Origin of the sequence: Opitutus terrae PB90-1 (assembly GCF_000019965.1) — a bacterium.
In the GTDB taxonomy this organism is placed as follows: Bacteria; Verrucomicrobiota; Verrucomicrobiia; order Opitutales; family Opitutaceae; genus Opitutus; species Opitutus terrae.
In genome coordinates this window covers 433,207-455,973 of record NC_010571.1, presented here as the reverse complement: position 1 = coordinate 455,973, position 22,767 = coordinate 433,207, and the positions used below count along the sequence as shown (strand labels likewise).

Annotated in this window: 17 protein-coding genes; 12 read left to right on the top strand and 5 right to left on the bottom strand. The window is 68.7% G+C overall.

What is annotated here, in order from left to right; translation table 11 throughout:
* Positions 1 to 21: 21 nt before the first annotated feature.
* The 3 genes from OTER_RS01900 to OTER_RS01890 all read right to left on the bottom strand — a co-directional run bounded on the left by OTER_RS01900 (position 22) and on the right by OTER_RS01890 (position 3,683).
* Positions 22 to 555, bottom strand: coding sequence for a hypothetical protein (locus OTER_RS01900; RefSeq protein WP_012373206.1), 534 nt, complete (start codon positions 553 to 555; stop codon positions 22 to 24).
* 92 nt (positions 556 to 647) lie between these two features.
* Positions 648 to 1,862 carry an FG-GAP repeat protein gene (locus tag OTER_RS23520; RefSeq protein WP_012373205.1) on the bottom strand — a complete coding sequence of 405 codons (1,215 nt, stop codon included), beginning with the start codon at positions 1,860 to 1,862 and terminating at the stop codon, positions 648 to 650.
* 351 nt (positions 1,863 to 2,213) lie between these two features.
* Complete coding sequence (locus tag OTER_RS01890) at positions 2,214 to 3,683, bottom strand: tryptophanase (protein WP_012373204.1); 1,470 nt, start codon at positions 3,681 to 3,683, stop codon at positions 2,214 to 2,216.
* Positions 3,684 to 4,012: 329 nt separating this feature from the next.
* Here OTER_RS01890 and OTER_RS01885 point away from each other — a divergent pair, with 329 nt between their 5' ends.
* Complete coding sequence (locus OTER_RS01885; RefSeq protein WP_012373203.1) at positions 4,013 to 4,975, top strand: glycoside hydrolase family 43 protein; 963 nt, start codon at positions 4,013 to 4,015, stop codon at positions 4,973 to 4,975.
* Positions 4,976 to 5,227: 252 nt separating this feature from the next.
* Positions 5,228 to 5,656, top strand: coding sequence for a hypothetical protein (locus tag OTER_RS01880; protein WP_012373202.1), 429 nt, complete (start codon positions 5,228 to 5,230; stop codon positions 5,654 to 5,656).
* 119 nt (positions 5,657 to 5,775) lie between these two features.
* Here OTER_RS01880 and OTER_RS01875 read toward each other — a convergent pair whose 3' ends face one another.
* Positions 5,776 to 7,182, bottom strand: a complete 1,407-nt coding sequence (locus OTER_RS01875; RefSeq protein ID WP_012373201.1) for a KamA family radical SAM protein — start codon at positions 7,180 to 7,182, stop codon at positions 5,776 to 5,778.
* 298 nt (positions 7,183 to 7,480) lie between these two features.
* Here OTER_RS01875 and rlmN point away from each other — a divergent pair, with 298 nt between their 5' ends.
* Positions 7,481 to 8,548: a dual-specificity RNA methyltransferase RlmN gene (gene rlmN / locus OTER_RS01870; RefSeq protein WP_012373200.1), complete on the top strand. Its 1,068-nt coding sequence runs from the start codon at positions 7,481 to 7,483 to the stop codon at positions 8,546 to 8,548.
* Between the two features lie 100 nt (positions 8,549 to 8,648).
* Here rlmN and OTER_RS01865 read toward each other — a convergent pair whose 3' ends face one another.
* On the bottom strand, positions 8,649 to 9,329 hold the full coding sequence (locus OTER_RS01865; RefSeq protein ID WP_012373199.1) for an SIR2 family NAD-dependent protein deacylase: 681 nt from the start codon (positions 9,327 to 9,329) through the stop codon (positions 8,649 to 8,651).
* Between the two features lie 133 nt (positions 9,330 to 9,462).
* On the opposite strand from OTER_RS01865, the gene OTER_RS01860 reads away from it, so the two are divergent.
* From OTER_RS01860 to OTER_RS01825, 9 genes are all read left to right on the top strand, one after another.
* Positions 9,463 to 10,149, top strand: coding sequence for a response regulator (locus tag OTER_RS01860; RefSeq protein WP_044891480.1), 687 nt, complete (start codon positions 9,463 to 9,465; stop codon positions 10,147 to 10,149).
* On the top strand, positions 10,146 to 10,307 hold the full coding sequence (locus OTER_RS26060; RefSeq protein ID WP_012373197.1) for a hypothetical protein: 162 nt from the start codon (positions 10,146 to 10,148) through the stop codon (positions 10,305 to 10,307). The genes OTER_RS01860 and OTER_RS26060 overlap by 4 nt, the downstream gene beginning before the upstream one ends.
* The gene (locus tag OTER_RS23515) at positions 10,291 to 12,378 is read left to right on the top strand and encodes a hybrid sensor histidine kinase/response regulator (protein WP_012373196.1); all 2,088 of its coding nucleotides are present in this window, start codon (positions 10,291 to 10,293) and stop codon (positions 12,376 to 12,378) included. Before OTER_RS26060 ends, OTER_RS23515 begins: the two co-directional genes overlap by 17 nt.
* Positions 12,375 to 13,886, top strand: coding sequence for a sensor histidine kinase (locus OTER_RS01850; protein ID WP_012373195.1), 1,512 nt, complete (start codon positions 12,375 to 12,377; stop codon positions 13,884 to 13,886). The genes OTER_RS23515 and OTER_RS01850 overlap by 4 nt, the downstream gene beginning before the upstream one ends.
* Positions 13,883 to 16,693 carry a hybrid sensor histidine kinase/response regulator gene (locus OTER_RS01845; protein WP_012373194.1) on the top strand — a complete coding sequence of 937 codons (2,811 nt, stop codon included), beginning with the start codon at positions 13,883 to 13,885 and terminating at the stop codon, positions 16,691 to 16,693. Before OTER_RS01850 ends, OTER_RS01845 begins: the two co-directional genes overlap by 4 nt.
* Before the next feature lie 157 nt (positions 16,694 to 16,850).
* Entirely contained in the window at positions 16,851 to 17,378 is a 528-nt protein-coding gene (locus OTER_RS01840) for a chemotaxis protein CheW (protein WP_012373193.1), read from the top strand.
* The gene (locus OTER_RS23510; RefSeq protein ID WP_012373192.1) at positions 17,375 to 19,060 is read left to right on the top strand and encodes a methyl-accepting chemotaxis protein; all 1,686 of its coding nucleotides are present in this window, start codon (positions 17,375 to 17,377) and stop codon (positions 19,058 to 19,060) included. Before OTER_RS01840 ends, OTER_RS23510 begins: the two co-directional genes overlap by 4 nt.
* Before the next feature lie 212 nt (positions 19,061 to 19,272).
* A complete protein-coding gene (locus OTER_RS01830) occupies positions 19,273 to 21,387 on the top strand; it encodes a hypothetical protein (RefSeq protein WP_148217971.1) in 2,115 nt (704 codons plus the stop codon).
* Positions 21,388 to 21,411: 24 nt separating this feature from the next.
* On the top strand, positions 21,412 to 22,674 hold the full coding sequence (locus OTER_RS01825; RefSeq protein WP_012373190.1) for a hypothetical protein: 1,263 nt from the start codon (positions 21,412 to 21,414) through the stop codon (positions 22,672 to 22,674).
* The last annotated feature ends 93 nt before the right edge of the window (positions 22,675 to 22,767 follow it).

The window sequence follows — 22,767 nt, the reverse complement described above, 5'->3', positions numbered from 1 at the left end:
GAAAGCACGCCGAACCGCCGGTCAGGCGGACTCGGCCTGTTGCGGCTCGGTCGCGAGCTCGAGCGGTTTTCCGGTCGGGGTGTCGGTCGCAGCCGGGCTGGCGGCCTGGAGCATTGCCGAACCGCGTTTGCCGCGCGCAGCGAGATCGATTCCCGCGCGACCGCGCGCCGGCGTATAGCGCCACGAGGGATCGATCTGCGGCCCGCGCTGGAGCCGCACGCTCGTGAAGACGTCCAGCGCGGTGACCGCACCGACCAGCCCCAGCGCGCCGGTGAGCCGGCGGCGATCGGTGCGCGGCGAGTTCAGCGCCGCGGCCAGCAGGCCGAGATCGATGGCATCGCCGAGCACGCGCGACCAAACGGCTTCCTTGGTGCGCGTGCCACTGAGAATGGCGAGCCCGCTGGCGATCTCGCGGGCGCCCAGGCTGCGGATGAGCGTGTCGTGGTCATCGTTGATGCCTGCGACGGCGGCGACTTTGCGGGGCGCGAGCAGTTCGGCGAGTCCGAGCCCGAGGCTGAAAAAACCCAGGCTGCGGGAAAGGGTATGTGCATTCATGATCGGAAAGGACGCGCACTATCGCCCGGCGCGCGCCGCCGCGAAATGGGGGAAAAGCCGGAATGCGGCCGCCTCGCCTGCGGCGGCGGCGATCAGCGCGGAGCGAAAACTTCCGCGGCGCCCACCACGCTCGTCGCGCCTTCGTAGGAATACCCAGGCGCGCCACCGACGACGCCGTCCGTACCGGCGGCCACGCTGATGCCGAGAAACGCGACGGCGGGCTTGGCCGGCGCGGTCAACCGCGCATTTTGCGTCCACTCCGCGTTCACGAGTTGATAAACGAAAACCGCGCCCTGGTTTTGATCGCCTTCGTAAGGCGCGCCGACGACGAGCGTGTTTTGGCGCAGCGCGACGGCGGTGCCGAACTCCGTTTCGGGCTGCCCGCCTTGCGCGAGGACCCGGGCCTGCTGCACCCAGTTGCTGCCGCTCTTGCCGAACACATAAGCGGCGCCAGACTGCACGCCGTTGAACGCCGCGAGCGGCGCACCCACGGCGATCCGTCCCGCATCGACCGATACCGCGGCGCCGAAGGCGACATAAGTGTCGTCCGGATCATAGTCGTTCGAGCGCAGTCGCGCCACTTGCACATAGCGTCCCGAGCGCCGGCCGAAAACGTAAGCCGATTCCGCGACGGGCGCGCCGACCACGATCGTGTGATCCTGAATCGCCACGGCGGAACCGAAGAACGCGACCTCGCTTGGATCGCTGGCGGTGAGCTTGGCGACCTGGGTCCACGGACCCGTGGCCGAAGTGAAAACGTACGCCGCGCCGGAGTAGAGCGCGTAGTCGCTATCGAGAAACGCGCCGACGACGATCACGTCGTTGTCGATCGCCACGGCATGCCCGAACTGCTTGTCTTCCGCCGGATCCGCCGGGCGCAGCACGGCGCGCAGCTGCCAGCTTGTCCCGGAGCGGCCGTAGACGTAAGCGGCCCCCGAAGCATAACCGTCAGGATCGTCGAAGGGCGCGCCCACCACCAGCGTGTCGCCGTCGACGGCCACGGTTTCACCGAACGAACGATAGCCTTCCGTCGCCGGCCCGGTCAGCCGCGCTTGCTGGCGCCAGACGCCGTCCTGGCGGAGAAACACGTAAGCAGAACCTGCATACGGCGTGGACGTCGAGTCATCGGGCGCGCCGAGCACGAGTGTGTGGCCGCTGAGCGAGACGGCCGCGCCAAAGCGCGAGCCGGCAGGCAGCCCGGCGGCGGTGATCCGGGCCGGAGTCGACCACGATTGGGCCGAGACGGCGGTCGCAGCGACCGCGAACAGAAGGGCCGCACGCAGCGGCCGGCAGGCGAGGGAGCTCATGATGTGGGCCGCGGCGGTTCGCCTCTCTGCGAGCAGAACGCGACGTGGCGGATGCTCAGCAGGTGGGATCTCGCTCGGCGGTGTGTGGTGTGAGGGTGGGGATCATCCGAGCGCGGCGGCAGAACGCCCCGCGCGCGGTCGCGAGTCAATGCGACAGCGACCGCCGGACAAAGAAGCGGGGCGCTTCTGGTCTCCTCCCGTGGGAGAATTCTCCTAAGGCGCGCTCAGGTGAGCGCGCAGAGAGCCGCGCCCCGGCTAGCGGCAGCGTCGCTGCCTGCCGGGTCGCGCGCGCTCCATCGGCAGCCCCGGAGGCCGCCGGTACGCCGAGGGCGCAGCAAGCACGCGTCGCGGCTACAGGCTTTCGCCGAAATCGCGGCGGAACTTGGCGACGAGCTTCGCGGGCCAGTCGCTGGTGGCCGTGAGCCGGCCGAGGAAGAAGCGCAGCACCTTCGGCTCGTCGACGAACTTCAGCCCGCCGATCAACTCGCGGTTGGCGTAGAGCCATTTCAGCCGGTCGGCCACGTACTTGACCTGCGAGAGCGTGAACACGCGCCGCGGCATCGCGAGCCGGAGCAGCTCCACGTCGGCGAGGATGTCGTTGCCGTTCTCGTCGCGCACGCTGGAGATCGTGCCGCGCTCCATGCCGCGCACGCCCGAGGCGATGTAGAACGCGGCGGCGAGCGCGCCGGCGGGATACTCCGTCTGCGGCACGTGCGGCAGGAATCCGCGCGCATCGATGTGCGCGCCGAGCCCGCCTGCCGGCGTGACCACCGGCAGCCCGGAGCTGTCGAGATCGTTGATCAGATATTTAATGAAGCTCGGCGACTGGCTGATGATCGTGTCGTCGATCGTCTCGCGCAGGCCCACGGCCATCGCTTCGATCTCGCGCACCGACATGCCGCCGTAGGTGAGGAAGCCTTCGTAGAGCGGCACGAGGTCCTTCATCCGGTTGAACAAATCCTGCCGGTTCGTCGCGATCGCGCCGCCGCGGGTCGAGCTGACCTTGCGGCTGGAGAAATAGATCAGGTCCGAGAGGCTGCAGAACTCCAGCAGGATGTCGCGGATGCTCGCGTTCTTGAACTCCGGCTCGCGCTGCTTGATGAACCAGATGTTTTCACCGACGAGCGAGACGTCGAGCACGAGCATGATTCCGTGCTGGCGCGTCATGGCGCGGACATCGCGCAGGTTTTGCATCGAGAACGGCTGGCCGCCGATGAGATTGGTCGACGCCTCCATGCGCACGTAGGGGATGCGCGCCGGTCCGTATTCCGCGATGACGGCTTCGAGCTTCTTGAGATCGAGGTTCCCCTTGAACGGGTGCGCGCTTTTGATCTTCAGCGCCTCGTCGGTGTAGATCTCCAAAACCTTCCCGCCGTTGATGTCGATGTGCGCCTTGGTCGTCGTGAAGTGATAGTTCATCGGGACGACGTCGCCGGCCTTGATGAACGTTTTTGAGATCACGTTCTCGGCCGCGCGGCCTTGGTGGACCGGGAGCACATACTTCATCCCGAGCACGTCGCGGATCGCGTCCTGCATCCGCGCGAAGCTCGCGGAGCCGGCATAGGCATCGTCGGCGACCATCATCGCGCCGATCTGCTGGTCGCTCATCGCGTTCGTGCCGCTGTCCGTGAGCATGTCGAGGAACAGGTCGCGGGTGTGCAGCAGGAAGGTGTTGTAGCCGGCGGCCTCCATCGCCCGATGCCGTTCCTCCACCGGCCGCAGATGGAGCTTTTGCACCACGCGGACCTTGTGCAGCTCCAGCGGGATCTCTTCGCCGCTGAAAAATTTGACCTCGGTCGGAAAAGCGGAGTCGTCGTTCATGGGGAGGTAACTCGCGGCCAGCGGGCACGCGGAGGCATCCGAATGCCGCAGCCGCCGCCGCGGGACAATGGATTTTCCTGGGGCCACGGTGGAGATTAGCGAAGCCGCATCCAGCCGGGCGGTGCGCTAATGGCAGCTCCGCGCTCGCCGCGGTCGCTCCCCGGCGGTCGGACGGTCCGTCGCGTCGCGCCTCGGCTCCGCCGGGCGCCGCCGTCAGTCTAAGATTCGACTGCCCTGCGCATGGACCCCATGATGTGCTTTCCGCAGTGTGTCCCATTCCAGGTTGCGCCGAGCCGATCGGCCTCTGGTCTCAACCTTTGAGAGTTTTCATGAGCACGAAGAAACCGTTGATCAGCCACCTTTTCACTGCCGATCCGTCCGCCCACGTGTTTGACGGCAAGGTTTTTATCTACCCGTCGCATGACCTGCCGCAGGACATGGCGGAGAATGACTTGGGTGACCAGTATGGCATGACCGACTACCACGTGTTCTCGCAGGAGCATCCGGAGGGACCGGTGACGGATCACGGCGAGGTGCTGCACGTGAAGGATGTGCCCTGGGCGTCGCGGCAAATGTGGGCACCCGATGCCGCCTTTCGGAACGGCCGGTACTACCTCTATTTCCCGGCGCGCGACAAGGACGGCATCTTCCGGATCGGCGTGGCCACGTCCACGAAGCCGCAGGGGCCGTTCAAGCCTGAGCCGCAGCCGATCAAGGGCAGCTTCAGCATCGATCCCTGCGTGTTCCAGGCGGCCGATGGCGAGTTCTACCTGGCATTCGGCGGCCTCTGGGGCGGACAACTGCAGTGCTGGACCACGGGCAAGTTCGTCAAGGACGCCAAGGAACCGGTCGACAGCCGGCCCGCGCTCTGCCCGAAGATCGCGAAGCTCACGCCCGACATGCTGCAGTTCGCCACGCCACCGCAGGATTTGGTCATCACCGACGCCAGCGGTCAGCCGCTGAAAGGTTCGAACACAGCCCGCCGCTATTTCGAGGGACCGTGGATGCACCTCTACCAGGGCACCTACTATCTTTCCTATTCGACCGGTGACACCCACAACCTGGTTTACGCGACGAGCAAGAGCCCGCTGGGACCGTTCACGTTCCGCGGCCGGTTCCTGCCGCCGGTGCTGGGTTGGACGACGCATCACTCGATCGTCGAGCACCAGGGCCGCTGGTGGCTTTACTACCACGATGCGTCGCTCTCCGGAGGCATTTCCTACAAGCGCTCCGTCAAGGTGCAGGAACTGTTCTACGAGGCCGACGGCTCGATCCGGCCGATGGAGCCCTGAGCAGGCTGCGGACCGGTGCACGCCAGGGCGCGAGGCGAGCCTCGCGTCCCCCTTCTCGGCCCGTTGGTCTGCGCGATCTGCGTAGGGCGGTTGCGTGCGGCGTCCGTGACCGTGTGGCCCGCGTGCAGCCGTACTTCTGCCGCGGTTTCGTGCGCCTACTAAGGGGGCGGCGCGCCCGAACCGGCGTGTCTGGGGTCGGTCCAGGGGCGACCGTCCGCCGACTTTGGCGGGCGGGGTGAATCCCGCCGCCCCATGTTACCCGCCGCGTCCTCGTCCCCGACTCACCGCATCTTGCAGGCCACCGCCGCCGACGAAGCCCTGGCCGAAGTCACGCTCGCGACCCGCTTCAACGAAGCCCGTCCCATGCGCTCGCTGTTGCGTCTCTGGCAGCTCGACGAGCGAGTGCACGCGCTGCTTCACCGCGTCGGCGTGCATCGCGCGCTGGTCAGTGTCGCACCGCCCGCGGCGGTGGCCCAATCGGACACGTATACGGCGCTCGCGGGCACGGGCGTCGGCTTTGTGGTGCAGTTAGCCGCGCTCTGTGCGTGGCGCGACCGCTGGGGCCGGCAGGCGCTGCTGGAGTATCCGACCAGCACACACGGGCTGTGGAGCGCGCTGGTCTGGTCCGGCACCGGCCAGCGTCCGGGGATTCCCGCGGCGCTGGCGTCGCGCCGCGCCTAGACGGTGGGATCCACGATGGCGGTCACGAGCGCGGGAAATTTCCAGGTTAGGGCGTTCGAGACAATGACGTAGCCGCTATCGGCCTCGCCCAGGGCGGGGCGTCCGCTCACCGCGCGAGCCTATTCCCACTCGACATGACCGAAGACCGCGAGCTTGCGTCGCGGCGCGATCCGATGTCCGAACGCCGGTTGCTGATGCGAGTGCTTCACCTCGCGCAGCGCGCGCTGGAAGAAGAACTCGCGTTCGCCAAAGGCGGGCCGCAGCTGATCGAGCCAGGTGGCTTCCGGATCGAATTTCGCGAAGAATGGCCGGCGCACCCAGTCCGGTTCGCGCGCCTGCACGAACCGCAGCGAAAACACCTTTTCACCCTGGAGCTCCGTCACGCCGTCGATGATCACCTTGCCCGGCGTGGCCGACATGGACGGACCCCGCACGGTACGCTCAAGCCCCGACACGCGGCGGTAGGCCTTCTGGAAAATCTCATAGCACCGCGCCAGCGGGACCTCGAAGTAGCCCTTGGGTCCGGTATCACGCTCGACGAACATGTAGTAGGGCACGGCACCCAGCCGGACTTGCAGCCGCCACAGATCCGCCCAGGTGTCGGCATCGTCGTTCACGTGGCGGATGAGCGGGGCCTGGCAGCGTACGATGGCGCCCGTGCTCTTGATCCGCCGCAACGCCGCCTGCGCGACGGGCGTCTGCAACTCCCGCGGCCGGCTGTAGTGCGCCATGATTGCCATGTGCCGGCCGGCGGCACGCACTTGGTCGAACAGCCGCAGCAGATCATCGGAATCCGGCTCGTTGACGAAGCGATACGGCCACCAGGCCGGCGACTTGGTGCCGATCCGGATCGCGGAAATGTGCTCCAGCTCCGGGCTGAGCAGCGGCTCGATGTAGCGCCGCAGCACCGCCGTGCGCATCACGAGCGGATCGCCGCCGGTGAAGAGAACATTGCTCACTTCCGGATGCTCCTTCAGGTACGCCACGAGTGACTCGGCCTGCCGGCTCGCAAACTTCAACTCGTCGAGCCCGACGAACTGCGGCCAGCGAAAACAGTAGGTGCAGTAGGTGTGGCAGGTCTGACCGGGGCTCGGGAAAAACAGCACCGTATCGCGGTATTTGTGCTGCATCCCGGACAGCGGTTGCCCGTCGAAGTACGGCACGTTGAGCTCCATCTGGCCCGCGGGATGCGGGTTGAGCCGGCGCTGGATCTGCCGCGCGGCGCGCTCGATCGTCGGCTGGTCGGCCCCGTCCGCCAGCAGCCGCATCATCTTCGCCAGATCCGCTTCCGCCAGCATGCCGGGCTGGGGAAACGTGAGCTGAAACATCGGATCGGCCGGGAGGTTGTTCCAGTCGATCAGCTCCTCCACGACGTACTGGTTGACGCGAAACGGCAGCACGGCGGCCACGGCTCGCATCGCCAGCAACGTGTCCGCCGGCAGGCGCTGCAACTGCGGGATGCGCGGCAGATCGGCGCGCTGATAGACACGGAACGGACGGGCTTTGATGCGGGCGGTGGCAAGCATGGTTCTCCAGGGTTTGATCGATTGCGTTAGGCGCCGCGCACCACGCGCGCGGCAGATGGGACCACGCCGGTCCGCAGCGGGCGAAATCGCCGGCATCGCGGAGGCTCGAACGGAGTGGCTGGATACCTCATGGGAGATTAAGAAATTCTCCGGCGCAAGGCCGATGGCCCGATGCTCGGAAAATTTCTCGGGAAAGTGACAATCACCGGCGCGAGCGTGCCGCGGTGGCCATCGCGCTTAACGCGCCGCTCCTCGCTCGCGAGTTGCCAATGCCCGCGGGCCGCGGTCAAGTCATCGGATGCGTCCCTCCCTTGCCGAGCTGTCCGTCGACGATCTGGCGTCGGTGCTGGCGCAGTGGGGCTACAAGCGAAGCCACGCCGGGCGGGTGCTGCGGGAGTACTATGCGCGGTGCGGTGAGCTGACGGAGGCCGGCCGGCCCTGGCCGGCGGGCTTGCTCGAGCGGCTGCGGATCGAGTTTGCACCGGGCGGCACCGCGCTGGCCGCGCGGCAGGTGGCGGCCGACGGCACGACGAAGCTGCTGCTACGGCTCGCCGACGGGCGCACGGTGGAAGCGGTGTTGATGCCGGACTACCGCGCCGATCGGGCGGCCGGTTGCCTGTCTTCGCAGGTCGGATGCGCCATGGGCTGCGATTTCTGCGCGACCGCGCAATCGGGTTTCGAGCGCAACCTCACCGCGGGCGAAATGGTCGAGCAGTTTCTCGCGCTGCGACGCGAGGCGGCCAGCGCCGGGCGGAAGCTGCAAACCGTCGTGTTCATGGGCATGGGCGAGCCGCTGCTGAATCTCGACGCCGTGCTCACGGCGGTGCGGCGAATCGCCGACAACACCTATGGTGGGCTCGGCTGGCGGCAGGTCACCGTCTCCACCGTCGGGCTCGTGCCAGGCATCGACGCGCTGACCGCGGCCGATCTGGGGATCAATCTCGCGGTGTCGCTGCACGCGCCGGACGATGCCACGCGCGCCGCGCTGCTGCCCGCCGGCCGGCGGTTCGCCATCGCCGACATCCTTGCAGCGGTTGACCGGTTCCAAGCGAGTCGCGGCCGGCCCGTGATCATCCAATATTGTTTGCTCAAGGGCGTGAACGATTCCGCGGCGCATGCGCGCATGCTGGCCGCGGTGATCGGATCGCGGCGGATGCACGTGAACCTGCTGCACTACAATCCGACCGGATTGAGCCTGCGCGGCGTGCGCTACGAGCCGAGTGGCGACGAGGCGGCGGCGCAGTTTTTGGCCGAGCTGCGTGCGCGCGGCGTGGTCACGCACCTGCGCCGCTCGCGCGGCCCTGACATCGACGCCGCCTGCGGACAGCTCCGGGCCAAGCGCGGAGAGCTGAGCGTCCAGAGTTGAGAGTTGAGGGTAGGGAGTTGAGGGTTGAGAGCTGAGAGTTGAGAGACAGAAACGAACGACGCTTGCGTAGGAGCGCGGGCGTCTCGCCCGTGCCACGAGCCTACGGCAGCAATTCCTGCCGCAGCCGCGTCACGCCTTCGCTTGCGCCCGCCGGAATGACGACCACGCGCGGCGCGACCGGCGCCGGATGCGGATCGATCAGGAACACGCGCGCGTGATCCGGCGCGTAATCGATCAGCGATGCCGCCGGATAGACCTGCAGCGACGTGCCGATCACCACGAGAATATCCGCGGAGCTCACGATCTCCGCCGCGGCGCCGAGTAACGGCACGTCCTCCCCGAACCACACGATGTGCGGTCGCAGTTGCGAGCCTTTCGCACAGCGGTCGCCGAGTTTCAGTTCCCAGCCCTCGATGTCGTAGACGAGCGACGGGTCAACCGTGCTGCGGGACTTCGTGAGCTCCCCGTGCAGGTGCAGTACGCGGGTGCTGCCGGCGCGCTCGTGCAGGTTGTCAATGTTCTGAGTGACAATCGAAACCCGAAAATCCTGCTCGAGGGCCGCGAGCCCGCGGTGGCCGGCGTTCGGCTCGCACGCCCACATCTTCTTGCGACGTTCGTTGTAGAATCGCAGCACCGTGGCGCGATCGCGCGCCCAGCCTGCGGGGCTGGCAACGTCCTCGATCCGATGGTTTTCCCAGAGCCCGTTGGCGCCGCGGAAGGTCGGGATCCCGCTCTCGGCGCTCATGCCCGCGCCGCTGAGAACCACCAGGTGCTGTTGCATGGGGTGCTTGTTGGCCGCCGGATGCGGCAAGTCAACGGCTTGGGCCGCGTCGGCCGTCGGGGGGAGGAGGGAGCGCCGCGATTGACGAGAACTACTCATTAACTCGGGCAGGGGCGAACCGTATACTGGTGGCATGTCCTCTCCTCACTCTGCTCCTGGCGCGAAGATCGGCGTCATGGTCGTCGAAGACCAGACGGCGATTCGTCAGATGCTGGTGACGTTTGTGGCCGCGATGCCGCGGTTTACCGTCGTCGGTGAGGCCGGGAGCGTCGAGGAGGCGTTGCGGGTCGCCGATGCCACCCGCCCCCAGGTGGTGGTACTCGACTGGATGTTGCTCGAGGGACTCGGGCTCGAGTTTCTCCGGCAGGTGCGCAGCGATCCGCCGCCGCAAGTGCTCGTCTTTTCGGCCAACACCACCGAACTGGCGGTGCGCGAGGCGCTTTCCGCCGGCGCGCGCGGCTACGTCGAGAAGACGGCGAGTTTTTCCGAATTCACCGCCGCATTGAATGCCGTCGCCGAGGGCCAGACCTACATCGGCCCCGCCGTCGCGCGCGCTGTGCGGCGGATGGCTGGCCATCCAGAGCGGATCGATTCCAAACTGGATATCTCCACCCGTGAACGCGACGTGCTGCGCTTCGTCGCGGAGGGGCTTTCGTCCAAGGAGATCGCGCAGCGGCTCGGCCTGAGCGTGCGCACGGTCGAGAACCATCGCGCGAGCATCACGCGCCGGACGGGCCTGCGCTCCGTGGCGCAGCTGACGCTGCATGCGGCCCGACTCGGGCTGGTGGAAGTGCCAGGCGGCAAGGAGCCGGGCGCATGACGGCCGCTCCCGCGAAACTCCTGATCATCGCCGACGACGAACCCAGCCGGATCACGCTGGGGAAAATCGTCGCGCGCTCGGGTCCGTTCCCCCGTGTCCGCCCGCCGTGGTCGTTTACCGCCGTGTCGGAGGCGGCCCGCTGTGCCGTCGTCGCTTGAGTCGTTGCCAGTGGCGGAGGGCGCGCAACTCCGCGATCGCTTGCTGACGGCGACCAGCCTCGCCGCGGCGACGCTCGTGGGGGGGACGGACGCCGCGTCGTTTCGCGCGGCGCTGCGCGTGCTGGGCGAGGCGGCCGAAGTGGATCGCGTTTACGTTTTCGAGATACGGCGCGAAGCCGATGGGCGCGCGCTGTGCTCGCAGCGGCATGAATGGTGTGCACCGGGCGTGACGCCGCAGATCAACAACCCCGACCTGCAGGATCTGCCGCTGGCCGAGGCCGGCTATGGCCGGTGGCTGCAGCGGTTCACGGCCGACCAGCCGGTGTTCGGCGAAGTGAGCGGGTTTCCCGCGGCGGAACGGCAGTTTCTCGAGGCCCAATCGATCGTATCCCTCGTCGTGATGCCGGTGCAGATCGACCGCGCGCTCTGGGGCTTCATCGGTTTCGACGATTGCAGTGGCCGGATCAAGTGGACGCGGGGCGCGATCGAATGCCTGCGCATCACCGCGCGGGTGCTGGCGGGCGCGATCGACCGGATGAACTACCGCCGGCGGCGCGACGAGGTGCTGGCCGACCATGAGCAGCTGATCGCCAGCCTCGACGACGTCGTTTTCCGCTTCGACGACCGCGGCTGCTGGACCTTTTTGAGCCCGGCGTGGCAGCAGCGGCTCGGGTGGACGGCGGGGGAATGCCTCGGTCAGCCCGCGGTGCGCTACGTGCAGCCCTCCGATCGCGGGCTGGTGCTGCGCAGTTGGAAACAAGTGGTCACCGGCCGGCAGCAGTCGTTTCGCGGCGAGGTGCGTTTTCACCAGCGCGACGGCGGCTGCCGTTGGATGCTGGTCTCCGCCCGCGCCCAGCGCGGCGAAGACGGCCGGGTGACCGGCGTCACGGGCACGCTGACCGACGTCACGGCGGCGAAGAGGGCCGAGGCGGAATTGATCGCCGCGCGCACCGCGGCGGAAGCCGCGAGCAAGGCGAAGAGCGAGTTCCTTTCCACGATGAGCCATGAGCTGCGCACGCCGCTCAACGCGGTGATCGGGCTGGCCGAGTCGTTGCTGGAGGCCGGCGAGGCGATGGAGGCCGCACGGGTGCGCCGCTACCTCGAGATCATTCATACCAGCGGCCGGCAGCTGCTCGCCCAGATCAACGACATCCTCGACCTCGCGCGCATCGAAGCCGGCCGGACGATGCCGGAGCCGGCGTTGTTCGATCTCGCCGCGGCCGCGGCCGAGCTCCTCGAGTCGCTGCGCTACGAGGCGCAGGGCAAGGGACTCACCACGGCCACGCACCGGCCGGACGCGCCGCTGCTCGTCCACGCCGACGAGCGGTTGATCCGCCAGGCGCTGTCCAATCTGCTGAGCAACGCGCTGAAGTTCACCCCCGCGGGGGGCGCCGTCGATTTGACGGTCGAGCCGACACCGGCGGGCGGGGTGCGCGTGGCCGTGCGCGATTCCGGGATCGGCATCGCGCCGGAAAAACACGCCCGGCTCTTCCGGCCGTTCTCCCAAATCGACGGATCGCTGTCGCGGCCGCATGGGGGGACGGGCGTGGGCCTGGCGCTGGTCGAGCGCATCGCGCGGCTGCATGGCGGTCGCGTGGCGGTGAGCAGTGCGCCGGGGCAGGGCAGCACGTTCAGTCTCGATCTGCCGCCGGCGGTGCGGGCGCACGGGCTGCGGCGGTCGCCGACCGGCCCCGACCGGCCGCGGGCCGTGCTGCTGGTCGATGACGACGCCCACCAGCACACGCTGATCGGCGACTACCTGCAACGGCATCACGTCGAGGTTCTGCATGCCGAGCACGCCGAAGCGGCGCTGCCGCTCGCCGCGAGCGGACCGCTGGCGCTCGCGGTGGTGGACATGGGACTGCCGGGCATGAGCGGGCTCGAGCTGATCGCGCGGCTCCGCGCGGCGCCGGCGACCCGCGCGCTGCCGATCCTCGCCGTCACCGCCTTCGCGGCGCCGGAAGATGCGCAGCGCTGCCGCGCCGTGGGCGCCGATGCTTTTCTCGCCAAACCCATCTCGCTGCGCGAACTCGCGCGGCAGATCCACGCCCTCACCGGCCTGCTGCCATGAACGCACGTATCCTGATCGCGGATGACGATCCGTTGAACCAGATCACGCTTGAAGCGATCCTCCAGCGGGACGGCTATGAGCTCCACTTCGCCCACAACGGACTCGAGGCATGCGAGCAGGCGCGGCGTTTGCGGCCGGATCTGATGCTGCTGGACGTGATGATGCCCGAGGTGAACGGCTTCGAGGTGTGCCGCCGCGTGCGCCGCGATGCGGAGATCGGCCGGATGCCCATCATCCTGATCACGGCGTTGCTCGACGAGAAGTCGCGGCTCGAGGGCCTGCGCGCGGGTGCGGACGATTTTTTGAGCAAGCCGTGTCCCAGTGAGGAGCTGCGGGCGCGGGTGCGCACGGTGGCGTCGCTGAACCGGTTCCGCACGATCGCGGAGCAGAGCGCGCGATTTGAGCGGCTGTTCGAACTCGCGCCGGCGGCCATCGTGGTGGTCGACGAGCAGGGCCGGGTGTGCGCGGCCAATCCCGGCGCCCGCGGCTTGCTCGGCATGGAAGCCGGGGCGCAGAATGACGGCTGCCCGATCTGCGGCCGGTTTGACCCGGCGTCGGCCGAGGCGGTGCGGAGCGCGATTCGTGCCGTGCTGCACGGCGAAACACCTCCGCCGGCCGAAGTGCGGCGGAGCGGGCCGGAGGGCGGGTATGTGATGTCCCTGCGGGTGGCCGTGGTGCCGGAGGACGGCGCGCGGCGCGTCATGCTCGTGCTCGATGACGTGACCAACGAGGTGAACGCCCGCGAATCGCTGCGCCAGATGAACGCGGAACTCGACACGATGGTGCGCGAGCGCACGCGTCAGCTCGAGGAGGCCAACGAGCTGCTGATGTCCTATGCCAGCTTCGTTTCGCATGACCTGCGCTCGCCGCTGACAGTCGTGAAAGGCTATCTGTCGATGCTGGTCGAAGGCGTGGTGCCGCTCCCGCCGGAGGCGGCGCAGCTGGTCACGCCGGCCTACAACGCCACGCTGGTGATGCAGGATCTCGTGCAGAACATCCTGCAGCTGGCGAAGGACGCCCACGAGGGCCAGGGCGCCGAACCCGACCGTCCCGTGGACCCGCAACCTGTGATCGTCCGGCTGACCGGGCACCTGCGCGGGTTGCACCCGCAGCCGGAGCCGGAGTTTGTCATCGGCCCGCTGCCGCCCGTCGGGGTCAGCGCCGTCCTGATCGAGCGCGTGTTCTACAACCTGCTCACGAATGCGATGAAGTATTCGGCGAGCGTGGCGCAGCCCAAGATCGAGATCGGCGGCCGAATCACCCCCGAAGGGCCGGTGCTCTTCGTGCGGGACAACGGCGTCGGCTTCGACTCGCGCGAGGCGGACAAACTGTTTCAGGAGTTTTCCCGGCTGCCCGGCGCCGAGCAAAGCGACGGGCTTGGCCTCGGGTTGGCGCTCGTGGCGCGGATGCTGCGCGCACACCGCGGTCGGATCTGGGCGGAAGGGGAGAAGGGCGCCGGAGCGACGTTTTACGTCCAGTTGCCGCCGCCGCCCGTCCCGAGAGCATGAACGCCGGCTGGTGCAGGCGAGCGTTGCCGTCGCTGCCGCGTCCAGGCTGGGTTCTGGCGGCGGTGCTGCTCGCGCTCGGGCTGAACCTGCTGAAACTCGAGGTGGTCGCGGGCGCCCGCGTGTTCCTGGGTGCGTTTGTGACGATGCCCTGCCTGCTGGTGTTGCCCGCGCCATGGGGCGGACTCGCGGCCGCACTCGCGTTCGCTCCCACCGTGCCGATGCTCGGCCATCCGTTCGCGCTGCTGCTCGGCATCGCGGAGGCGGCGTGGCTGACAGTGGCGGTGGGCCGGCTGCGGCGGAACCTCGTGCTGGCGGACGCGGCCTTTTGGCTCCTGGCCGGCTGGCCGCTGGCGTGGGTGATGTTCTGCCACGTGGCGCGGTTGCCCGCGGAACTCGCGTGGACCGTCGTCGCCAAACAGGCGGTCACGCAGCTGGCCGCGGCGGGCACGGGCTGGTTCATCGTGCAGCTCCGTCGCGCCTTCGGGGGGACCGCGGACAAACCGCAGGGGCTGCGGGAGGGAGTGTTCAACTCGCTCGTGGTGCTCACCGCGGTGCCGCTCGCGCTGGTCGGACTCGGTTTCTCCCTGCTCGCGCAGCAGGTCGCCACCACCGAGGAGCGGACGCGGATGCTGCACGTGACCCGGGCGGCGAGTCGTCAGGTGGAGGTGTTTTTAACGCTGCATCAAGCGGCGCTGATCAGTGCCGCGCGTGTGATCGAACAGGACCCGGCGCAAGGCGCGCGGTTGATGGAAGAGCTGCGGCGCGCGCATCCGGCGCTGATCACGCTGCTCGTCGCCGACGCCGCAGGCCGGATCGTGCGGACGGCGCCCGCGGACGCGCTTCCGCGGCTGCGCGGCAGCAGCGTGGCGGACCGCGACTACTTTCGTGTGGCGCGGGAGCACGACCGGCCGTTCGTCTCCGGCGTGTTTCGCGGGCGCGGGTTCGGGCACGACCTGCTGGTCGCGCTGAGCGTGCCGTTACACGACGCCGACGGCAGGTTCGCGGGCATCGTGCAGGGGTCGCTCGAGATCGAGCGGTTCGGCCGGATGGCGCTCGAGACCCGCGAGCCGGAGGCGCAGATGATCCTGGCCGATGCAACCGGGCGGGTGATCTACGCGGACGCGGCGACCGGACTGCGGCCGATGGAGAATTTGCGCGGCACGGCGCTGCACGCGCTGCTGACGCATCCGACAACGGAACCGTTGGCCCACGACGTCGCCGCCCCCGGACGGCGGATGCGGCGGGTGCACAGCTATGCGGCGCGTTGCGAGCCGTTCGGCATGGTCGTGATAGCGCAATGGCCGGTGCTGGCGCCCTGGCCGCAGCTGCGGCAGAACTATGCATTGATCGGGGTGATTTTTGCGGGGGTGCTCGGCGGGGCGTTGCTGGTGGCGCGGGCGGCGCGGCGGCGGCTCGCGGAACCGCTCGAGGCGTTCGCGCATGGAGCCGAGGCGCAGGCGCACGAGGGCCATGCAGCCGAAATCGCCCGGCCCCCGGGCCCGCTGCCGCGCGAGATCGCGCTGGTGTTCGACGCCTTCAATCGGCTGGCGCGACGGCTCGGCGCCTCTCACGCGGAACTCCGGCAGGCCAACGCCGAGCTCGACCGCCGCGTCGAGGAGCGTACGGCGGAGGCGGAGGCCGCCCGGCGGCAGGCCGAGGCCGCCAGCCGCGCCAAGAGCGAGTTCATCGCCATGGCGAGCCACGAGATCCGCACGCCGCTCAACGCGATCCTCGGGCTCACCGACGCCGAGCCGCCGGCGAGCGATGCCGCGGTGGCGCGCGAACGGTTGGAGCTGATCCGCGGGGCCGGCGAACGCCTGCTCGGCGTCGTCAACGACCTGCTCGATCTCTCGCGCGCGGAAGCGGGCCGGCTCGAGCTCCGGCTCGCTCCGACCTCGCTCGCCGCGTTGCGTCGCGAAACCGTCGGGCTGCTGGCCGTGCTCGCCCGACGGCAGGGCTTGGCGTTGGGCTGGGAAGTTGGCCCGGGCGTACCGACGTGGATCCGGGCCGACGCGGCCAAGCTCACGCAGGTGCTGGTCAACCTGCTCGGCAACGCACTGAAGTTCACGCGGGAGGGTGGGGTGCGGCTGAAGATCGATCGCACCAGCGCCGGAAGTCGCGGGCTCCGGCTGCGGTTCGCCGTAAGCGACACGGGGCCGGGCATTCCACCGGAGGCCCGCGCGCGGCTGTTTCAGCCGTTCACGCAGTTGCCCGACGTGGCGAGCAGCCCCGTGCCCGGTTCGGGCCTCGGTCTCATGATCAGTCGCCAGCTGGTGGAGCTGCTCGGCGGCGAATTGCAGGTGCGCAGCGAGGTGGGCCGCGGCGCGGAATTCTTCTTCGAACTCGACGTCGAACCGCTGAACCCGCCTGGCCCGGCGGACCGGCCGGCGCCGCCGAAACCTGCGCTCGCTGCAGGCACTCGCGGCGGTTGGCGGCTGCTCGTGGCCGATGACAATTTCGCCAACCAGGAGGTGCTTCGGCTGATGCTGGAGACGCGATGTGCACAGCTCGAAATGGTGGATACAGGCGCGGCCGCGCTCGACCGGCTGCGCGGCGCGCAGTTTGACGCGGCCCTGATTGACCTCGACATGCCGGACCTCGACGGGTTCGCGGTGGTGCGGCAATGGCGCGCGGATCCGGCCGCAGGGCGTTCGCCGTGCCGGCTGCTCGCCGTGTCCGCCCACCGGCGGTCGGAATGCTGGGCCGAATGCGCGGCCGCAGGCTTCGACGCCTTTGTGGAGAAACCGATCGAGCGGGCCGCACTTTTCCGCGAACTCGAGCTCGTGGGGCAACCGCGGCCGGCGTGAGCGGCGCGGCAGCGTAGAGGCTGTCCAAACCCCCGGTTTTTCGAAGAGGTAAGGCGAAGCGATCGCGGACTGAGGAAGCTCCTGCGCCCCGGTGAGTAGTTCTGCTCCCGCGATCCAAACGGCGGTTTCGGATAGACTGGGCCGACTAAACCGCCCCATGGCTCCTCCACTTTCATCTCCCTCCGTCGGCACGACGACGAAGTATCTCATGGTTACGCTCGCCGACGAAAGCTACGGCATCGTCGTCAGCCGCGTGCGCGAGATCATCCGACTGCAAAAAATCACCGCCGTGCCGCAGCTGCCGGACTACGTCCGCGGCGTCATCAATCTGCGCGGCCGGGTGATCCCGGTCATCGACCTGCGCACGAAGTTCAACCTGCCGGCCGTGTTCGCCGATCGCACATGCATCGTCGTCGTGCAGGTCCGGCCGGGCGGCCGCGACGTCCTGCTGGGACTGGTCGTCGATAACGTCGAGGAGGTCACCAATCTGGCGGCGGACGACATCGAGCCTACGCCCGAGTTTGGCGCCGTGATCGCCACCGAATACCTGCTCGGGCTCGCGCGCGTGAAGGGCGCCGTGAAGATCCTCCTCGATCTCGACCGCGTGGTCGCTCCCGACGCGATGCAGACGATCCTCCCCGCGGCCGCAGCCGCCGTCACCCCTCTTGCCCGCTCTTTGACATGAAATCCTGGACCATCAAAAAACGTATTTCCGTCGCCTTCGCCGCGCTGCTCGTGCTCGCCGCGTTTCAAGCCGCGTCGTCGATCATCGCCCTGCGGTCGGTGACGACCCAGATCAACTACGTCCACGCCGACGCCTTGCCGCGGATGGAACGCGTTGCGGCCTACAAGGCCAACGTCGGCGAGATCCAGACGCTCGTCCTGCGCGCGATCGGCACCGAGTCGCCGGAGTTGTATCGCAGCTGCGTGCAGGAGATCACCCAGCGCCGGGAGGAGAGCCTGAAAGCACTGGCGGAACTCGAGGCGCTGACCACCGACGCCGACGACCGCGCGGCGCTCGTCAGCCTGCGCGAGTTGCTCGACGCCTACGCGGCGGCGCGGGCCGAGCTCTTCAAGCTGGTCGATGCGGGCCGGCGATCCGAAATCGAGGAGGCCAACGCCCGGCTGCTGCGACCCGCTTACCTAAAATACCAGGCGCAGGCCGACGCGGTGTTCGCCCTGGTGGTGAGGGATACCAATCAGGCCATGAAGACGGCGAGTCAGACCGCGAGCCGCTCAAGCTTCACCGCCATGGTGACGGCGGGCGCGATCATCGTGGTCGGCATCGGTTTCGCCGTGGCCACGATCATGGCGCTGTCGCGCGTGCTGCGGAGCCTCGCGCTGTCGCTCGACGAGGGCGCCAGCCAGGTCGCCGCCGCCGCGCGGCAGGTGTCGGCCGCGAGCCAGTCGTTGGCCGCCGGTTCGAGCGAGCAGGCCGCGAGCCTCGAGGAGACGAGTTCGTCGCTCGAAGAGATGGCTTCGATGACCCGTCGCAACGCGGACAGCGCGCGGCAGGCCAAGGAAATTGCGGGGCAGACCCGCACGTCGGCCGACACCGGCGCCAGCGACGTCGCCGAACTGAAGACGGCGATGGGCGCGATCAAGGCGGCGTCGGACGACATCTCGAAAATCATCCGGACGATCGACGAGATCGCCTTCCAGACGAACATCCTCGCGCTCAATGCGGCGGTCGAGGCTGCGCGTGCCGGCGAGGCCGGAATGGGCTTCGCGGTCGTCGCCGACGAAGTGCGCAACCTCGCGCAGCGCGCCGCCCAGTCGGCCCGCGAAACCGCCGCGAAGATCGAGGACTCCACGCGCAAGAGCGAACACGGCGTGCGCGTCAGCGCGAAGGTCGCCGATTCGCTCGGCGAAATCGTGCAGCGCGCGCGGGAGGTCGACCGGATCGTCGCGGAGATTGCCACCGCTTCCCAGGAGCAGAGCCAGGGGATCGGCCAGGTGAATTCTGCGGTCGCGCAGATGGACAAGGTCACCCAGGCCAACGCCGGCAGCGCCGAGGAAACCGCGGCGGCGGCCGAGGAGCTGAGCGCGCAGGCGCTGTCGATGCAGCAGGCAGTGGCCGAGCTGCGGCGGCTCGTCGGCGGCGCCGGCGTGGCGTCGCATCAGGCCAAGCTTATCGGGGCCGCGGTCCACGCCGCGCCAGCTCCGGACGAATCGCCGGTGCCGGCCCCTGTCACCGCCGCGTCAGAAAAGCCAGTGACGTTGCGACCGGGTTCGCCCGCCGCGGCTCCGCGGCTGCACCGGCCGCATCTGGGCCAGCGCGAGACATCGGGTCTGGACCTGCACTTCGCCGACATCACGCCCGGCGTGAACGGCAACGGGAATCATCCTGCGCGGCTCGCCCGCTGAACTTTCCGCGCCGCGGGCCGTTTCCTCCATGGACGCGGCCATCGTCCGGCACGGCGCTGCCCGTGCTCGATGTCGGCCAGTTGTTTCAAGCGTTGCCGGACCGACGCCGCGGGCGGGTGACCGTCCCGGCGCGCGGATGACACAGCTCGGACGCGCGGGGCGCATTCTCGCCTCGCGCGCCGCCAGCGGGCGGCCTATCACCGGCACTCGCGATGAGCAGGTCGCTCCACGCTTGGCTTCGGCAGAGGTTCATGAGCGGCGCGGCGCGCGCCAGCCGCCGGCAGCAAGCGTGGACCCTGGCGCTCCTGCTGGCGTGGGTCGCGACGGGCACGGCAGCGGAGACACCGTTCGGTGTGATCGTGGATGTGACGCTGGACCCCGGCGCCGGCGGAGAGCCGGGCGCGGCGGGCGTGCTGCGGCTTGATCCGCAGACCAGCGTCGTCGCGCGGGACGACGTCCGTTTCGAAACGCTGCCTGCGCTCAAGGCCGCGAAGGAAACATTGACGCGGGTGCAGGTGCCGCCGGGCACGTCGCTCGACGGTCTCGCGCACGTGATTCAGGAGCAGGACTCCGCACGCGAATGGCTGGGCTGGCTCATGCTGCGGCCAAGTCCGCGCTTCCCCCGGGTGTGCCTGCTTTACCGCGCCCGCGCGCAGCCGTTCACGATCGAGCTGCATGTCCGCGGCGAGCAGCCGGACGCGCCGCCAGTCACGCGCGCCCTGCCCGACAACCCGGGTGTGCTCGTGAGCTATCGCGGCACACCGGATTCGCCGGTGGCGCTGCTCGCGCCCGGCGTGCTGACGGCGGCGGCGCAGGCGTGGCAGATCGCGCGCGCCAATGGATACCTGCCCGACGGCCCGCCTGGCGACAAGGTCGCGATCAGCGCGCAGCTGCAGGACGCGTTCCTCCTGGGCGTGCCGAACCCCGGCGAAGAAGTTTACAGCGCGCAGGAAAAATCCGGCCGCGCGCTGGGGCTGCGGGTGCAACCGGTGTTCGTGCCGCGAGAAATCCGTGTCGAGCTTACCCACTGGCGCGCGTTGGAGGCCGGCGAGCCGCCGGCGATCGCCGCGCAGCTCGCGCGCAAGCGCACGGCGCGCGAGGCTGCCATCCGCACGCGTCTGGCGCCACACCTGCCCGCGGCCTACGGGCTCGTGACGCCGGCGATGGTCGAGAGCTGGCGCGCGACGCCGGTGGGCCGCGAGTTTGAGGTGAGTGCCACCCGGTATGAGGACGAGACACTCGTGCTCGGCGCGATCGATGCCTATTCAACGCAGCGCATCATCGCGGAAATCGGCGTGACGTACGGCGCGACGGAAGGACTGCAAGGCACCGGCCAAGTCGAGGTGGTGCACGAGCATCGCACCCACCTCGAAGCCGGCGTGGAGGCGAGCTACGGCGACGAGGCGGACGCACAAGCCGCGCGTTTCGCGTGGCGGCCGCGCCAGCCTGTCGGTGACTGGGAACTCAACGTCGCGGGCAGTGCGTCGGCTCGCCGCGATCGCGCAGCACTGTTCGGCACGGCGACGACGACGCGGCCGGTGGACTGGCGTCGCTGGGTGGCAGACGTGGGCTTCACGGCGCGGCAGCGCGTGGCGGAGCCGGAGCCGGGTCGCTGGACGAGCGCGGCATCGGCGGGAATCCACCTCGTTCATGCCGATGACGCGTTCGCGGTCGCGGCGGCGGTTCCGGCCGGCGTGGCGCAACCGGACTCGCGAGTGGAGCTCAAAGCGGAGTGGCGCGCCGCGACGTTGCTGCGCGCGAGTGGGCATCGCCTGGAAATGAGCACGCAGCTGCGGCTGGCGCAGGCGAGCGAAGCCTTGGCGGGAAACTACGATTACGGGTTGGGCGATGTCGCCGTGAACGCCTCGCTGGTGACGGCGCGCGCTGCCGGCCCGCGCTGGAAGCTGATGAGCACGACGCGCGTCGGTCGGCTCCGCGGCGACGCGCCGCTGGGTCAGCTGTTTCGCGCGGGCGGCGACGAGGGCTGGATTCGCGGACTGCAGGAGGGCGAACTGGCGGGTCGCAGCTACTGGGCGCAGTCGTTCGCGGCGGGACCCGACATCGCCGCGCTGCTCGGCCGCGACGAGGATACGGGGGGTGATCGCCGAGCCATTTTTCTGCTGGCGTTCTATGATGTTGGCGAGGTCGAGGACGCGACGCGCGGCTGGCGCTCGGCCCAAGGCATGGGCGTGGCGGCGCATCTGGCCGACCTGCCGCTTGGCCCGCAGAAAGGCGCGCTCACGCTCGGCTACGCGTATTCGCCCGACTCCGCGCAAGAGCCGCACGGCGCCGTGTTCGTGCGCTTCGAGCTTCCGTTTGTTCAGTAACCCACCACCCAACCCATCGCTGTCATGATCGCGCTCCCCGTCTTCCTGCCCAACCGTCGCCTCGATTTCACCGCTACCGGCGACGTGCTCGACCCCGCCACGAACCAGAGCGTCGGCCGCTGGAGTGCCGAGTCCTCCAACGAGCCGGAACACAACTCGCTCGTGTTCTTCGACGACGCCGGCGCGCGGCAGGTGATCCGCGTGCACTACGGATTCAATGATCGCAACCAGCTCACGGTTTCGCTGCTGCCGGCCGACGGCGTGGTCACGGAAAAATCGGAGGCGACGTTCAACGGCTGGATCGCGATCGATGACGAGCACGACGTGATCTACTCGCTCGCCGACGGGCCGAACTCCGACACCGGCCAGGTGATCGTCGTGTATGGCGACCTGCGGTTCGACGGGCCGAAGCAGCTCGTCGTGGACATGACGGGCGGCGACCAGACGTCGATCACGAGCGATGCGAGCGTACCGCTGGCCGCCGAGCAGAACACCGACGTGGCGCTCGCGGGCCGCGACCTGCTGGTGTTTCACGCGTCGACCACGAACACGTTTGGCGAAGTGACCGCGCATCGGCCGGCCGAGATCAAGTTCGCCGGCCAGTGGAAACTCTGGCCCGAGGGCCTGCGGTTCGAGTGTTCCGCCGAGGGCGACCTGAAGAATCCCGATCTGATGCTCAGCTTGAAAGGACGCTGCAAGGCGGTCGCCGCGGGGCTGGAGTTCCGGCTGAAAGACGGTGATGCGCAGGCGCTGCTCGTGGTGGAGGGCAAGCACACCTACGACGCGGGCTCGGCCACGTGGTCGATCGCGGTGGGCTACAACCAGCTCGCGGAGCCGGCGCAGCGGATCAAGGCGTCGGCGAAGGGCAAGATCATGCACACCTCGAAGGCCGGCAACCTGCTCACGATCGAAGGCAGCCTGAGCTATCAAGGCGACGGCGGAGCGGCGGGCACGCTGGAGCTCGCGATCGATGCGGAATACGAGTTCGCCGGCGGCAAGCTGGTGTTCAAGGCGGTTGCGAACTGGGCGGGCTCGAAGCTGAGCTACGATCTCCAGCTCGGCGGCGAACTCACCGTGCGCGGCGGCAAACTGGTGTTCGACGTGAGCTACAGCGCGACCAACACCGCATCCGTCACGGTGAACTACACGGGGTCCGACGACGATTTCCTCCGGTTTTTCAACGTGTCGCTGAAGCGCGATGCCAGCGGCAAGATCAAGGCCGGCGTGAAATTCGGGATCGAGCTGAGCTACATCAACGGCGTGCAGGTGAGCCGGAAAGTGCGTTGAGCTCCGCATTGCTGGCGCGCTCGTTCGGTGAGCGTCGGGCGCGCCGCCGATGGGCGGCTAGGTTGTTTTCGGAGTGAACCTGCGCGAGGGGAC

What these genes read in the sequence shown, in the direction of transcription:
- OTER_RS01900 (WP_012373206.1), bottom strand. Translation starts at nt 555, where the DNA reads ATGAATGCACATACCCTTTCCCGCAGCCTGGGTTTTTTCAGCCTCGGG.
- OTER_RS23520 (WP_012373205.1), bottom strand. Translation starts at nt 1,862, where the DNA reads ATGAGCTCCCTCGCCTGCCGGCCGCTGCGTGCGGCCCTTCTGTTCGCG.
- OTER_RS01890 (WP_012373204.1), bottom strand. Translation starts at nt 3,683, where the DNA reads ATGAACGACGACTCCGCTTTTCCGACCGAGGTCAAATTTTTCAGCGGC.
- OTER_RS01885 (WP_012373203.1), top strand. Translation starts at nt 4,013, where the DNA reads ATGAGCACGAAGAAACCGTTGATCAGCCACCTTTTCACTGCCGATCCG.
- OTER_RS01880 (WP_012373202.1), top strand. Translation starts at nt 5,228, where the DNA reads ATGTTACCCGCCGCGTCCTCGTCCCCGACTCACCGCATCTTGCAGGCC.
- OTER_RS01875 (WP_012373201.1), bottom strand. Translation starts at nt 7,182, where the DNA reads ATGCTTGCCACCGCCCGCATCAAAGCCCGTCCGTTCCGTGTCTATCAG.
- rlmN (WP_012373200.1), top strand. Translation starts at nt 7,481, where the DNA reads ATGCGTCCCTCCCTTGCCGAGCTGTCCGTCGACGATCTGGCGTCGGTG.
- OTER_RS01865 (WP_012373199.1), bottom strand. Translation starts at nt 9,329, where the DNA reads ATGCAACAGCACCTGGTGGTTCTCAGCGGCGCGGGCATGAGCGCCGAG.
- OTER_RS01860 (WP_044891480.1), top strand. Translation starts at nt 9,463, where the DNA reads ATGTCCTCTCCTCACTCTGCTCCTGGCGCGAAGATCGGCGTCATGGTC.
- OTER_RS26060 (WP_012373197.1), top strand. Translation starts at nt 10,146, where the DNA reads ATGACGGCCGCTCCCGCGAAACTCCTGATCATCGCCGACGACGAACCC.
- OTER_RS01850 (WP_012373195.1), top strand. Translation starts at nt 12,375, where the DNA reads ATGAACGCACGTATCCTGATCGCGGATGACGATCCGTTGAACCAGATC.
- OTER_RS01845 (WP_012373194.1), top strand. Translation starts at nt 13,883, where the DNA reads ATGAACGCCGGCTGGTGCAGGCGAGCGTTGCCGTCGCTGCCGCGTCCA.
- OTER_RS01840 (WP_012373193.1), top strand. Translation starts at nt 16,851, where the DNA reads ATGGCTCCTCCACTTTCATCTCCCTCCGTCGGCACGACGACGAAGTAT.
- OTER_RS23510 (WP_012373192.1), top strand. Translation starts at nt 17,375, where the DNA reads ATGAAATCCTGGACCATCAAAAAACGTATTTCCGTCGCCTTCGCCGCG.
- OTER_RS01830 (WP_148217971.1), top strand. Translation starts at nt 19,273, where the DNA reads ATGAGCAGGTCGCTCCACGCTTGGCTTCGGCAGAGGTTCATGAGCGGC.
- OTER_RS01825 (WP_012373190.1), top strand. Translation starts at nt 21,412, where the DNA reads ATGATCGCGCTCCCCGTCTTCCTGCCCAACCGTCGCCTCGATTTCACC.